Origin of the sequence: Pectobacterium atrosepticum, from assembly GCA_019056595.1 — a bacterium.
GTDB lineage: Bacteria > Pseudomonadota > Gammaproteobacteria > Enterobacterales > Enterobacteriaceae > Pectobacterium > Pectobacterium atrosepticum.
The window spans coordinates 2,330,596-2,344,867 of record CP036163.1 but is presented as its reverse complement, the minus strand read 5'-3'; the positions used below and the strand labels follow the sequence as shown (position 1 = coordinate 2,344,867).

Here is a 14,272-nt window from a genome sequence, read left to right as displayed (position 1 = left end):
GACATGCTATGAAGGCATAACGGAGGGAGCTTGCTATCGTAATCGATGCAAGTAATGACAAGGTATTATAGCTATCCTTCGCGTTTTCGGGATACATCAGCGACTCCCGCATTTAAAAATTGATAGATAAGAATATCTTTAATATCGGCAGAAAAAGCGTTCAGTTGATCACGTAAATTACGGCAAGTGGGATTTCGTATGAAATGTGTGATCTGAGAAACAAAATGCGGATTGTTACGACATTGGTTAACGGGGATGAGGTTCCTGTAGGGAAACCTCGCCCCGTGGTCGCTCCGCGTATCTCGGTTCTGAAGCGATTGGCACGAAGGGAAGTAGCGCGTTAGCGCTTCAGAGGCTAACGCGCCGGTCAATCAAGAGGCTTTATCGCCGACAAAAGGCGCGATATAGCGCTGATAGCGTGATGTTTTCAGCTGTTGCAGGTCGACAAGTACCAGACCGTCGATGCAGTTATTGAAATCGGGATCGATACCAAAATCGATAAATCGCACGCCTCCGGGTTCACACAGCTCCGAATACTGCTTGTAGAGCGTCGGGATAGCGCACCCCATATTGCTGAGCATGCTTTTCAACCGAGTGAGGTCCTGCTGGTAGTCCGTTCCTTCAAACTGTTTCAGCACGTCAGGCAGCGATGCCGGATAAGGGCGGCGCGACGTTGCCAGCGGCTGCTCAGGCGTGAAGTGCAGGCGATAAAAGGCGACCAGCAAATCGCGTGCATGCGGTGGCAACGTGCCGGAAAGCGATACGGGGCCGAACAGATAGCGGTGTTCTGGATAACGCGCCAGATAGGCACCAATGCCCAACCAGAGGTAATCCAGCCCGCGCTTACCCCAGTATTTGGGTTGAATAAAGCTGCGGCCTAGCTCAATGCCTGACGCCAGGATCGGATCCATTTCGTCGCCGTACTGGAACAGACTATGGCTGTAGAGACCGTTCTTGCCTTTTTTGGCGATCAGATTTGCCGTTGAGACAAAGCGATAGGCACCGACAATCTCCAGCTCGCGATCGTCCCACAGGATCAGATGCAGGTAGTCATCATCGTAGCTATCCAGATCGCGGCGCTGACCAGAGCCTTCGCCCACCGCCCGGAAAGCGATTTCTCGCAGGCGTCCGAGTTCACGCAACAGCGGCACGTAATCTTCTTCACCGCGACGGTACAGATAGACCACTTTGCCATCCGGCGTGGTACCCAGCGTTTCACACGCTGACAGCGCACGTTTCAGCAGCACGCGGTCTTCGGCCAACGCAATGGGTTTTTCACCGGCAAAGCAGCCGGGCTTTCCTTGTCCCAATCGATAAACGTGACGCCGGAAGCGGGCCGCCAGATCGTTAGCATTCCATTCACCCTGGCTCCAGGATGCATAAGGAATTCTGGCACCGATACGCAGCTTGAGCGTTTGCCCACGCTGGCCGAACATTTCTCTCACCAGAAGGAGGGTGGACAGCGGGCGATAAACCATGGAGGAGAGATAGAACAGCGTACTATTGCGTCCGCCGATATGGATGGGCACTACGGGCGCACGCGCTTTGCTTGCCATGCGGATAAATCCGTTGTGCCAATGACCATCACGAATACCTTGCAGGCTCACGCGCGAAACCTCGCCTGCTGGAAATACGATGATCGCGCCGTCGCCTTCCAGATGTTGCTGGATGGCGCTGATTTGCTGGCGTTTGGTGCGGTTATTGAAGTTATCGACGGAAAAAAACAGATTTTTGAGCGGGGCGACATAAGAGAGGAGCTGGCTGGCGACGATACGGACATCTGGCCTGACACTGGCGACGGTACGTAATAGCGCCAGACCGTCCAGCGAGCCAATTGGGTGGTTGGCAACCAGTACCACCGGCCCTTGGCTGGGGATATTTTCTAAATCCCCCTCGACCATTTCACAATTGAAGTTGAAGTAATCAAGAATCTGTTCGACCAGGTCCAATCCTTTCAGGTGCGGGTAACGCCGCGCAAATTGCTGCATTTCATTTTCAAATAGCAGAGAACGCAAAACTGTTTTCTGCCAGGGTGGCGTATGGCGATGCGGGACAAGATCTTGCAGAATGGCGTCTAAGCTAAACATAAATCGTTCTCCGTAGCTCTCCGTGGCTAAAAGTACGGGATAGAAATGACATATTTATGTCTGTTGATAGATTATTAGCCAAAACTGTAAATCTGTGTAATGAACGCGTGATTTTTTGAACGTGAACATATTGAAGAACGGCATATGCACTAAGCGCCTAATGGGGTTACTGACTTGAAAACCAATCTGATTACCCGTGAGGGGTATGACAAACTGCGGGCAGAACATGAGCATCTCTGGAATATAAAGCGCCCGGAAATTACCAAAATTGTTTCCTGGGCTGCCAGCCTAGGGGATCGCTCAGAAAATGCGGACTACACCTACAATAAGCGTTTATTACGTCAGATCGATCGCCGTGTGCGCTATCTGAGAAAGTGTCTGGCGGAATTGAAAATTGTTGATTATTCACCGCAGCAGGATGGCAGCGTATTTTTTGGTGCCTGGATAGAGATCGAAAATGAGCAAGGTGATGTGAAGCGCTTGCGGATTGTCGGTCCTGACGAGATCTACGGTGACAGTAAAGACTATATTTCGATCGATTCCCCGATGGCACGCGCGATGCTGAAAAAAGCAGTCGATGAGGAGTTCACCGTGAACACGCCAGACGGCCCGCGCGAGTGGTTCATCAACGCGATTGATTACGTTAAATCATGAGCGTAGCCCGGCTCACACCGGGCAGTTTCATCGCTGATGTGAAAAACGCGACGTCGCCTGAAACTGGTTTAGCCATCCGAATTTTGTGCTCGTAAGAGCTGTCTGGCCTGCTCAATGACAGGTAAGTCCACCATCTCGCCGTTTATCTGGAAAGCGTAGCTGTGTTCGGCCGCTTTCAAAACCTGTTTTGCCCAGTCTATTTTGCTACGATCTGCCGTGAAAGCCTGCTGAACGACCTCGATCTGCGAGGGATGGATACAGAGTTTGGCCGAGAAGCCGAGCGAGCGTGCATGTAGTGCGTCAGCTAGCACTCGGTCATGATGTGTGAAATCGGGGTTAACGCAATCTATTGGCGGCGGTAAATCGGCCAGTCTGGACGCCAGTACAATACGGCTTCTGGCATACAGCAATGCATGCAGGGATTGATCGCAATGGATATCGAGTGAGAAATCCAATGAACCAAATGCCACTCTTTCTACACCTGCGGCACAAATTTCTTCCGCATTATGTAATCCCCGAGCAGTCTCAATAATCGCAATAATATTCACGTTTTCCAATCTATTACGATTTATCATTTCCCGTGCTTCATTCAGCATTGCTGCTGACTCTATTTTGGGTAAGACAATTTCCTGTGTGGCTATTTTATGTCTGGCTGCGGTTTTATTTCTTAATCTCGCTTTGTTACTCAGTCTATTTAGAAGCTCGACATCTTGATTGAATTCCGATGATCCAAGTTTATTTAAACGTATATATTTTTTGCAATTTACTTCAGAGACGGGAGTATCGTTTTCATACCACTGGATAATATTTTCTCTGGCCTGGTTTTTTTCATCAGGATGAACAGCATCTTCCAGATCAAATATCACAGCATCGGCTCCACAGCGGATGGCATGTTCAAAGCGATGAGGCGCATTTCCAGGCACGAAGAGGTAGGTCTTAGCGTGTTCCATGCTGTTCTCCTTTACTTATTTCATTGATTAAAAATGAATTTATAAAAATGTAACCAATTAATTGCGAATAAGAATGATACCTATTTACATTGAGGTTAGTGGTATGCTAGCTTTCCTTTCATTATTTTTCAATCTATCTATCGCGACATTTTTATTAAGTTTCGGGATGTGTTAACCCGAGATCTAATGACACCCTTTTATACGTTACGGCAATCAATTCTTACTTGTTTTATCGGTATGGGGAGTGGTTATGAATATCAAGGCAGACGCAGTTGAACACAGGGATATACGGAAAATTTCAGATGACTTTTTCTCTGATTATTCAAATAAAAATGCGTTAAGGCGATTGATTCGCTGCTTTTTTGCTGAGGGTATTTTGAATAAATATAACCTGATTTTTACTGAGGTTAATTCCGGTCGTGCAACGTTTTCTTTGCGCGGAAGCAACGGTGAACTGAAGTTTGATGATATTTATTCGGCGCCGGCAAATACTTATATTAATAATGGAAATGTTTATCACATTAATTCCCAAGGGGCGTCTTTTCCCGTCACTGACCACGAACAGTTGATTGATTTACTCCGCGATAGTTTTGATTTCCATCCTGAAGAAAGCGGCATTAATGGCCTGAAAAAAGATGTTGGCAACAGTATCCGTAATGATACCAACGCCCGGCGCTATCGGTGCCAATGGCGTGCTGAAGTCGCTGATGCCATGCGGCAGGATGGGCAGGAATATTTCACGCAGTGGCTGCGTCGGCAGCGAAGTATTCGCGATGCCGCGATGTTGCTCGACCAGTGGGGATCGCTGGAAGGGCATCCCTATTACCCCACCTGGAAATCCCGTCCGGGCCTGAGTGACGAAGACGTCCAACTGCTGTCGCCAGAATTCAATGCTCGTGTGCCGTTGCGTATTACCGCGCTGCGCCGTGATATGGCGTATGTGGAATGCATGCCGCACGTCGATGATTTTCATCAGTGGTTTGCTCAGGCGTTCCCCGCGCTCTGGCAGGACTGGAAGCAGCGCTTGAATCAACAAGGGCTGGATGAGACGCAGTGGCTTCCGCTGCCAATCCACAGTTGGCATCTGGAAAACTGGGTGAAATCCCATTACGCGGACGAGATCGCTGAAGGGATTTTGCTCACCGATGGTCCCGATCTCATCACGCTGCCGGGGATGTCGTTCCGTACCGTCTTGCCCGTTGAGCCACCTTCTTCACCTTTCATCAAATTGCCTGTCGCCATCTGGATGACCAGTGAAATGCGCAGCCTACAGGCAAAATCGATCCACATGGGACCGCGCATTAGCACCATTATCGAAGCGATTCTGGCGCAGGAGGGCGGGTTCGAGCAGCGGCTGGCGTTTTTCCGCGAAGAGGCCGCATTCCACTACAAACATGCGGTTCATCAGGATGACGCACTGGGCAAACACCTCTCCGTCGTCTTCCGTGATGCGCGCGTCTATGAACGCTCCGACGGCGCGCTGCCCGTAACCGTCGCCACGCTGTTTACGGCGCTGCCTCACCGCGACCAACCATTATTCACCGAGCTGGTTACGCTGTCTGGGCTTGGTGCAGAAGCGTGGTTCCGTCAATACGTGCGTGCTGTGACCCGTCCTGTCATCGCTATCTATCTGCTGTATGGCATTGGGCTGGAAGCACATCAGCAGAACAGCCAGATCCTCTTTTCGCCTGAAGGCGTCGCGCAGGGGCTATTAATCCGCGATTTCGGCGACGGACGCACCTACGCGCCGCTGCTGAGTCAGCGCGGCTATCACCTGCAACCCTACATCTGGCCCGGCATTCTGCCCACGGTGTTTGAAGGCGATATCGAGCCGGTGCGGATGTTTGTCGTCGATGCCTGTTTTGTCAGTCACCTGCACGAATTGGCGCTGGCGCTCAGCGTGGAATACGGCTTTGCCGATGCCCGGCTGTGGCAGGTGATGAAAGAGGAAACCGCCGCGGCGTTTGACGCAGTGAAATCGCGCGTTGATGGCGATGTGTGGCAGACCGAACGTGACATGTTTTTGACCCAGCCTTGGTATACGCGCTCGCTATTGCGCATGCATATCCAGGAATACCGCGACTACCGGATTCAGCACGGCCTGAGCAACCCCTTCCTCACGGAAGGAGAAGAAACTCGCATCGAGCCGTGATGTATGGCGATGCTCCTGCCTCACAGGCTAAAAAACGGGAGCATCTTTTTCAATCCTCATTTTGAGATGGATAACTTTGTTGATGAACGCCAGGAAGAACTTCACGCCGTCTACCGGGAAGCGCCATTTTCCCATTCCTTCTACGTTGGGCGTCGCCATAACGGCGGCGATCGCTATGCTGAGCGGAATCGCGATACCCGTGCAGGCGGCAACGGGAGAACGCGATGATTCCACTATCGTGGTGGAAGCCAAAGACGCCGAGGCTGCACAGGGGCTGGTGGCGGGCGGCATGTCGGCGCGATCGTCCAGTACGGGGCTGCTGGGCAAAAAGGATGTCATGGATACGCCGTTTAACGTCAGCAACATGACCTCATCGTTTATTGAAAACAAACAAGCACAGACGCTGGGGCAGGTGGTCGCACATGACGCCTCGGTGCGCGTCAGCAGTTCGCAGGGCGGGCTGCTGGATTCTTACTACATCCGCGGTTTCCCTCTCAACGAAGGTAACCTGAGCGATATCGCCATGAACGGCGTCTACGGTGTCGCGCCCAACTATCAGTTGATGACCGACTACATTGAACGAGTTGAGGTGCTGAAAGGGCCGTCGGCGCTGCTATATGGGCTGTCCCCGAACAGCAGCGTGGGTGGCGTGATTAACGCCGTCACTAAACGCCCGACCACCGTAGGTAACCTGACTCGCCTCACCACCAGTTGGCAGTCTGATTCCCAGTTCACGCAGCATGCGGATATTTCCCGCGTTTATGCGTTGGACAATAACAATCTGCTCGGCGTGCGTTTTAACGGCAACTATGGCTACGGCGACACGGTGTGGGACGGCAGCGACAAGCGCACACAGGTCGGCGCACTTGGGCTGGATTTCTCATCAGAACGTTTCCGTGCCACGTTGGATCTCATCACTCAGCACCTGAAAACGCGTGCGCCGTCTCGCCCTTATTCGTTCGCGGCGGGGGTGACGGTGCCTGATGCACCAGATGGCAACACCAACATTTCTCAGCCGTGGGGCTTCTGGCATTCCAAAGATCAGTCGGTGTTGCTGCATACCGAATACGATCTGGCGGATAACGTCACCTGGTTTACCGATCTGGGCGGTTCCAGCGCGCACGTGAGCCGACTGTCGGAGCAGGTGCCGCAGGTCACGAATAACAACGGCGATGTGAGTTCCGCCGTAGGGAATTATCGCTTTACCACCAGCCGCTATACGCTGGCGACTGGTGTTCGGGCGGATGTGGAAACTGGCTCGGTGACGCACAAGCTGTCGGCACAGACCAGCTACTATCGCGATCGTCAGGCGACCGGCATTGGCAACGGAACAGCGATTAGCTCGAATATTTATAATCCGGTTTCTTCACCTGCACAAAATGTCGCTGCTCCGCCAAGCGCGTATAAACGCTCTTCTACTGCGCTTTCAGGTATCGCGTTGGCGGATACGCTCGGCTTCTGGAACGATGCGCTGCAGATTACAGGTGGGCTGCGTTATCAGCAGATCAAGTCGGATAACTTTGTTCCCGGCAATAGCGCACCTTCATCGTCTTACGACAAAAATGCGATAACGCCGATGGTGGGTGTAGTTGTTAAGCCCTGGCAGCACGTCTCGCTCTATGCCAACTACATTGAGGGGCTGAGCAAAGGGGATATTGCGCCAGCGAATGCAAGTAATCCGGGGCAGGTACTTGCTCCGTATAAGAGCAAACAGTATGAAGCCGGGGTGAAAGTGGATGCGTTGGGGACGATCTCTACGCTGAGCGTTTTCCAGATCACCAAGCCGAGCGGTGCGCTGGTTAACGGCACGTTTGTTGAAGCCAACGAACAGCGCAATCGGGGTGTCGAGCTGGATGTGGTCGGTTCACCGCTGGAGGATCTGCGTCTGACCGGCGGCGTGATGCTGCTGGATGCTGAGTTGACCAAAAGCGTGACGCTGGGTGCGCAGGGCAAGCGCGCGCCGGGCACGTCGCGTTTTCAGGCTAACGCTGGGGTGGAATATGACCTGCCGTTCCTGCGCGATCTGACGCTGAACGCCAACGTCATCCATAACGGGAAGCAGAACGTCAACACCATCAATACCCAGTCTATTCCTTCCTGGACCACCGTTGATTTCGGCGCACGTTACAAGACGCGAATCTATAACGCCCCTACCACGTTCCGTGCAGATGTCCTTAACGCTTTTGACCGCAATTACTGGTCTGGCGTGACGTCATTCAGCACGGTATCGCAAGGAACGCCGCGGACGCTGATGCTGTCCGTGGCGGTTGATTTCTAAGGATAGGTATTTTTCAGGAACCGAACGTTAAGGAGATAGCGATGAGCAACCTGTTTAGCTTTGCCGCAGTGTCTTCCCCCGCTGTCACGCAGGCCCACTGGCCTGAAAGACTGACGCCTTATCTGGATAGTGAGATTGAGCAGTTCCTTTTCAACTCGCCGCAAAGGCTGTCATGGCTGGTTGAGCAGTATGGGTCGCCATTGAATATTGTCTGGCCGCACACCGTTACCAACAATATCGCGGCATTGCGAACCGTGTTGCAGCGTCACGATGTGGACTGCCGCCTGTACTACGGCGCGAAGGTGAACAAATCACCGGGGCTGGTACAGGCGGCTGTCAACGCGGGCATCGGCGTGGATGTCTCCAGCTTGCAGGAACTGAAAGATGCCCTGCGAGCAGGCTGCGACGGCGCGCGGCTGTGCGCCACCGGCCCGGCAAAAACGCGCGAGTTTCTGACTGAGCTGGTTCATCATCGTGCGCTTATCGTGCTGGATTCACCGGAAGAGTTCGACGACGTGCTGGCGTTGGCGGCGTTGTTGCGCGTGACGAAACCGGTGCGGGTACTGCTGCGCTATCGCCCGTCGTTCGCACAGGCCAGCCGTTTTGGCATGTTGGCCGATGAAGTCGCACGCTGTCTGGAGACGTTAAGCACCAGACAGGATGTGCTTCATCTTGAAGGCTTCCATTTCCATCTGGGCGGCTATGCTCCCGATACACGCGTGGCCGCATTGGCTGAGGTGCTGCCATTACTGGAGCGGGCGCGGTCACGGGGTTTGCAGCCCACTATGATTGATATCGGCGGTGGATTGCCGATTCAATATCTTTCCGCTTCTCGCTATCAGGCATATTTGGCGGAGCAGAATGAGGCGGATTACCGCCACGGTCAGGTGCCGACCTCGTTTTACCCGTATGGCGGCGAGCGCTCGGCAGCCGACTATCTTGAGGCATTCTTGTCAGCCTCAATCGGGCAGCATTGCGTGGCGAACATACTAAAACAGCACGGCCTGATTCTGGCCATTGAGCCGGGGCGCAGTCTGGCCGACCAAAGTGCGATTACCGTGTTTCGCGTCACGCGAACGCGCCGTCAGCCGGATGGCAACCACGTCGTGTTTGTCGAAGGTAGCAGCTTTAGCGCGTGCGAGACTTGGTTTAACTCTGAGTTTTTGATTGATCCTCTGCATGTTTTTTCCGTCAAAAAAGACACACGTCCGACGCCTGGTAAAGCCTGGATCGCCGGACACAGCTGTCTGGACGACGATGTCATTACGAACCGATTGATTCATTTTCAAACCGTGCCGCAGCCAGGCGATTTACTGATTTACGCGAATACGGCGGGATACCAGATGGACCTGCTGGAGAACGCGTTTCATCGGCATCCGCTGCCTGCGCGCCTGTGTGCTTTCAAAGGTAAGAAAGGTGAGCTGATTTTTTCCAGTGATAACTGAATGGAGCAGAACCATGATCCTGAATAAAGTAACTGATTTGATTGGTAATACGCCCGTTATACAAATTCCCGTCCCCTATGGGGATACGCGTTTGTTTTTAAAAGTGGAGAAGAACAACCCCGGCGGCAGCATGAAGGATCGCATGGCGAGAAACATGATTGTCGCCGGACTGAAGTCAGGAAAAATCCGTCCCGGCGGCACGATTGTCGAGTCGTCATCGGGGAATACCGGTATCGGGCTGGCGCTGGCGTCGATTGAATACGGTCTGCGCTTTATCGCCGTGGTCGATCATCATGCGGCACAGGATAAGATTGCCATCATGCGCGCGCTCGGCGCGGAAATTCGCTATGTCTCCGGCGACTACGGCGAAGATGAAGTGGCGGTGGTGGAGCGCCAGCGTATGGCGGCACAGCTGGCGGAGGAAATTCCCGGCGCGGTGTTTATGAACCAGTCGGATAATGCGGCGAATGCGGGCGGCTATGCCGATTTTGTCCGTGAGCTGTTCAGCCAGATTGGCAAGATTGACGCGTTTGTCGGCTGCGTGGGCACGGGCGGCTCGATGACTGGTATCTCGCACGGCCTGAAAGTCCATAACCCGGATATTGCGACCATTGCCGTTGAACCGGTTGGCTCTATCGTCTTTGGCCACCCCGGTAAGCCTTATTATCAGTCCGGCACCGGTACGCCAGCAGGGGACACCGTGGGGTTAGTGCTGGATTACAGCTGCATCGACTGCGGCGAACAGGTTTCAGATGCACAAGCGTTTGAAACGGCACGCTATGTCGCACGGAATTACGGACTGCTGGTCGGCGGTTCGACGGGCGGGGTGATCTATAAAGCGCTGGAGTTGATCTATCAGGATCGTATCGGCGGCAACGTCGTACTGGCGATCGCCGACGGCGGTGAAAAATACCTGCACACGGTGTTTAACGAAGAGTGGCTGGCGGAGCGTAATCTCACGGACAGCAGTGTGTGGCACGATCTGGATCGCTGGCTGGGCAACGCGATTTCTCTGGAGCAGGCAAGCTAAGGAGTCAAGGATGCGCGAAACGCTAAGCGGGCAGCCGCTTAACGTGGTGATTTGCGGGGCCGGCAAGACCGGCCATCTCGCCACGGTACTGTTTAAGCAACTGCCGGACGTCAAGGTGACGCTACTGGGCAGCCATTCCCGTCTGTCGGAAGCCTACCAGCAGCACGGTAAACGGCTACACGCGCTGCTACCGGATGGCGAAATGCTGACTGCGACACCGGACTGCGTGACCTGCGACCCGGCGGAAGCCTGCCGCGACGCCGACGTCGTGATTATCACCGTTCCTGCCAACTTCCGTGCCGATCTTCTGGCGAGGATCGTTTCCCATTTACCCGCCGATAAGCCGGTTTACGTTGGGGCTATCCCCGGTTTTTGTGGCTTTGACTGGCTGGCCGAACGTGAGCTGGCTGCGCGGCCGAATGCGGTGATCTGGGGAATGAAGGACGTCGCGCACATTGCGTTTGATTTGCTGTCGGGTCAGTCGATCAAGATGGGCGGCGAAAAGGCCACGCTGTATGTCGCCACGCATCGGCGCGAAACCGCTGTGAGCCAACAGGCGCTGATGGCGCTGTTGCAACGATTGTATTCCGCGCCCGTGGTGCTGTTGCCGGATTATCTGGAGATCACACTGACACCGGGTAACCCGATTATGCACAGTGCAGTGATTTATGGCCTGATCGGTCCCTACGGTCAGTGGCATGCCCGATCATTTCCTCAATCGCTGTGCTGGTGGAACGATTGCCCTGAGCTGGGTGCATATTATCTGGAACGTATGGATGAAGAGAATCAGCGGCTGTGTACGGCGCTGGAGACGCGGCTCGGCGTGCGGCTGAATTCGGTACTGCCGCTCAAGCAGGAGATTATCGATGCCTATGGCGATCAGATTGCTGATGCGCACACGATGCTCTCTGTGTTGCGTACCAATCAGGCCTACCACGGCATCGGTCTGCCGTTGCGAAAGCATAACGCTGGCGGGTACGTGTTTGATACGCAGCACCGCGTGTTTCAGGAGGATATCGCCTACGGCCTGAGCCTGTTAGTGACCCTTGCGGAGAATTTGGCGGTTAGCGTTCCGTACATTGAAGAGGTTTATCGGTGGTGCAGCGATTACATGGGCGTGTCCACGCAGGATCGTCCCGACTATTTTCCGCCGCATGGGTTGAGATGATGGGATTGGGCGAAATGATGACAGTGGCTGAAATGTGGCAGGGTGACACCGTGGAACCAGAAGGAATTGACGCATGCGTTTGACCGGACAGGTCGCGTTCATCATCCACTTTATGTTTGTTGTACAACTGGTGGCGATGGGGGCGATGGAGATGAGCGGGCCGTTTTGGCCGCTGCATCTGGAAAGCATGTCGTCCGGTGCTGAACTGAGTATCGCGGGGATTGCCGTCTACATCGGGCCGATGCTGGGTATTATGCTGACCAGCGCCTTCTGGGGACGAATGGGCGATCGGTTGGGCAACAAGGCCATGATGATCCGCGCGCTGTTCGGGCTGGCGTTGACCCAGCTTGGGTTAGCGTGGGCAAATGACATCTGGACGATAATCGCACTGCGTTTTATTCAGGGTGCCTGTGCGGGTTATATTGCGCCCGCGCAGGCATATGGCGTCGCAGTAGTTAGTCCGTTACAGCGCACGCGGCTGTTTGCCTGGCTTCAGGTTTCCACCAACGTGGGATCGCTGCTGGGAGCGATTGTCGGTGGACTGATTCTCGATTATCTGAACTTCTTCTGGATCAACCTGAGTGCCGCGATCCTGTGCGCGCTATGTGGTATTACCGTGGCGCTGTTCTTGCCGCATGTTACACCCGTGATTTCTGCTGTTCCGAACGAGAACGCGCAGGCAAAAGACATTCCCCGCAAGCGGCTTTGGGCGCTGTCGCCGATTCCCGGCCTGTTGCTGATTTCTGGCCTTCTGCTGACCAGCCGCATGATTCCGCAAACGCCGTTTTCCCTCTACATGGACGGCTTCTTTCAGGTGGATAAGTGGGTGATCGGCCTGTGCTATGGCTTGCAGGCGACCGGCGTGATCGTCTCTGCGTCACTATGGGCGCGCTATTTTGAAAACCTCTCGCTGTCGCAGACGCTGAGCCGCCTGTGTGTGGTCATGCTGGCCTGCGCCATCGTGACATTGACCGCTGCCACGATGCTGAATGTTGCGATTTTCATCCCGCTTTATTTCCTGTGGGGTGTGCTGCTTGGGGCTACCACGCCGGTTCTGATGGCGCTGATTTCGCGTGCAGCGGGTGCCGGGCAGCAGGGTTATATACTCGGCGTGGCGCAAAGCGTCAGCCAATTTGCCTCGATTCTTGGCATTTCTTTGGGCGGATTAGTTCTCTATTCCCCCGGACTACGTTCGCTATTCTTCTGCGTTGGCGTCGCGTATCTGGTGACCTTCCTGGTCGCTCTGATGCTGCTACGACGTCTGCGGATACAGGCGGAAAAACATGACTCTCTCTCGACGAAGGGAAATATCGAAAATGTTTAATCGTTGGAAGCGGCAGCGTTGCCGTCCGTTATTCCTGAGTGCGCTGCTGATGGCATTCCTGTCGCCGCTGGCGGGACAGGCTGAGCAAACGTCAACCGTCATCAAGGATGTGTTGGGGCGTGAAGTGAGAGTCAACACGCCAGTGCAGCGTGTGATGCTGGGCGAGGGGCGTCAGCTTTATCTGGTCGCCATGCTCGACAAAGAAGATCCGGCGAAAAGGATTGTTGCCTGGCGGCGCGATCTGATTCAGTCCGATCCGGCAACGTGGCATCAGTATCGCGATCGTTTTCCTCAACTGGCGACGATTCCGACGTTTGATGGCACGGAGAAAGGCACGTTTGACGTGGAGCAGGCGGTGTCGCTGAAGCCGGACGTCATCATTATGAACATTGAGGCGCAGCGGGCGATTGTCGATGCGGGCTACGACCGGATACTGGACAGCGTCGGTATCCCGATCGTCTACGTTGATTTCCGCTATCACCCGCTGGAAAACACCGCGCCGACCATGCGCCTGCTCGGCACGTTGTTTAATCAGGAGGCCCGTGCCGAAGCCTTTCTCGCATTCCGTGAGGCGCAGCTAAAACGTGTTTCCGACGTGTTGGCAGCGAAACACCCGCGTTCTCCGCGCGTGTTCATTGAGCGACTGGGTGGCTACACCGATGAGTGCTGCCTGACGTTTGGCCGAGATAACTTCGGTAAGTTCGTGCAGTTGGCTGGTGGCGACAACGTGGCAGCGAAAAACGCGCCGAATACCTTCATGCAAATGCATCCTGAACAGGTGATTGTGGAAAACCCCGAGATCGTGGTGATCACCAGCGGCAACTTTGAAGCCTTTGTGCCCGGTGGACGTTGGATTGGGTTAGGGCCGGGGCAGGATATGACGGAAGGGCGAAAGCGGCTTGAATGGTTTCTAGGGCGTCCGGCTTATACCAACATTATTGCGAAACAGAAACGTGAGTTCCATGCCATCTGGCATCAATTTTACAACGGCCCGTATGATTTTATCGCGATTCAGCAACTGGCTGAGTGGTTTCACCCAGACTTATTTCGCGATCTCAACGCGGATGACACCTTCCGCCAGCTTCATCAGCAGTTTTTACCGGTTGACTACCAGCCGGGCTACTTCGTCAGTCTTGCGCCGTAAATGAGAGGCAGCGCCGGCGTCATGTCGGTGCTGCGCGTGA

Annotated in this window: 10 protein-coding genes; 8 read left to right on the top strand and 2 right to left on the bottom strand. The window is 54.2% G+C overall.

The features are described from left to right. Positions 1-371: 371 nt before the first annotated feature. Positions 372-2,087 (bottom strand): lysophospholipid acyltransferase family protein, encoded by a 1,716-nt coding sequence (locus DCX48_11280; GenBank protein ID QXE15043.1) that lies wholly within the window; start codon positions 2,085-2,087, stop codon positions 372-374. A 174-nt stretch (positions 2,088-2,261) separates the two neighbouring features. On the opposite strand from DCX48_11280, the gene greB reads away from it, so the two are divergent. Next, positions 2,262-2,741, top strand: coding sequence for a transcription elongation factor GreB (gene greB, locus DCX48_11275; GenBank protein ID QXE15042.1), 480 nt, complete (start codon positions 2,262-2,264; stop codon positions 2,739-2,741). 68 nt (positions 2,742-2,809) lie between these two features. On the opposite strand, the gene DCX48_11270 is transcribed toward greB, so the two are convergent. After that, positions 2,810-3,691, bottom strand: a complete 882-nt coding sequence (locus DCX48_11270; protein ID QXE15041.1) for a CoA ester lyase — start codon at positions 3,689-3,691, stop codon at positions 2,810-2,812. A 250-nt stretch (positions 3,692-3,941) separates the two neighbouring features. Here DCX48_11270 and DCX48_11265 point away from each other — a divergent pair, with 250 nt between their 5' ends. The 7 genes from DCX48_11265 to DCX48_11235 all read left to right on the top strand — a co-directional run bounded on the left by DCX48_11265 (position 3,942) and on the right by DCX48_11235 (position 14,232). Continuing rightward, the gene (locus DCX48_11265) at positions 3,942-5,843 is read left to right on the top strand and encodes an IucA/IucC family siderophore biosynthesis protein (protein ID QXE15040.1); all 1,902 of its coding nucleotides are present in this window, start codon (positions 3,942-3,944) and stop codon (positions 5,841-5,843) included. Between the two features lie 82 nt (positions 5,844-5,925). Next, on the top strand, positions 5,926-8,121 hold the full coding sequence (locus DCX48_11260; protein QXE15039.1) for a TonB-dependent siderophore receptor: 2,196 nt from the start codon (positions 5,926-5,928) through the stop codon (positions 8,119-8,121). 41 nt (positions 8,122-8,162) lie between these two features. Further along, complete coding sequence (locus DCX48_11255) at positions 8,163-9,566, top strand: Y4yA family PLP-dependent enzyme (GenBank protein ID QXE15038.1); 1,404 nt, start codon at positions 8,163-8,165, stop codon at positions 9,564-9,566. 13 nt (positions 9,567-9,579) lie between these two features. Next, positions 9,580-10,596 carry a cysteine synthase family protein gene (locus tag DCX48_11250; protein ID QXE15037.1) on the top strand — a complete coding sequence of 339 codons (1,017 nt, stop codon included), beginning with the start codon at positions 9,580-9,582 and terminating at the stop codon, positions 10,594-10,596. Positions 10,597-10,606: 10 nt separating this feature from the next. After that, positions 10,607-11,764, top strand: a complete 1,158-nt coding sequence (locus DCX48_11245) for a hypothetical protein (GenBank protein QXE15036.1) — start codon at positions 10,607-10,609, stop codon at positions 11,762-11,764. 73 nt (positions 11,765-11,837) lie between these two features. Continuing rightward, positions 11,838-13,088 (top strand): MFS transporter, encoded by a 1,251-nt coding sequence (locus DCX48_11240; protein QXE15035.1) that lies wholly within the window; start codon positions 11,838-11,840, stop codon positions 13,086-13,088. After that, complete coding sequence (locus DCX48_11235) at positions 13,081-14,232, top strand: ABC transporter substrate-binding protein (protein QXE15034.1); 1,152 nt, start codon at positions 13,081-13,083, stop codon at positions 14,230-14,232. Before DCX48_11240 ends, DCX48_11235 begins: the two co-directional genes overlap by 8 nt. Positions 14,233-14,272: the final 40 nt, after the last annotated feature.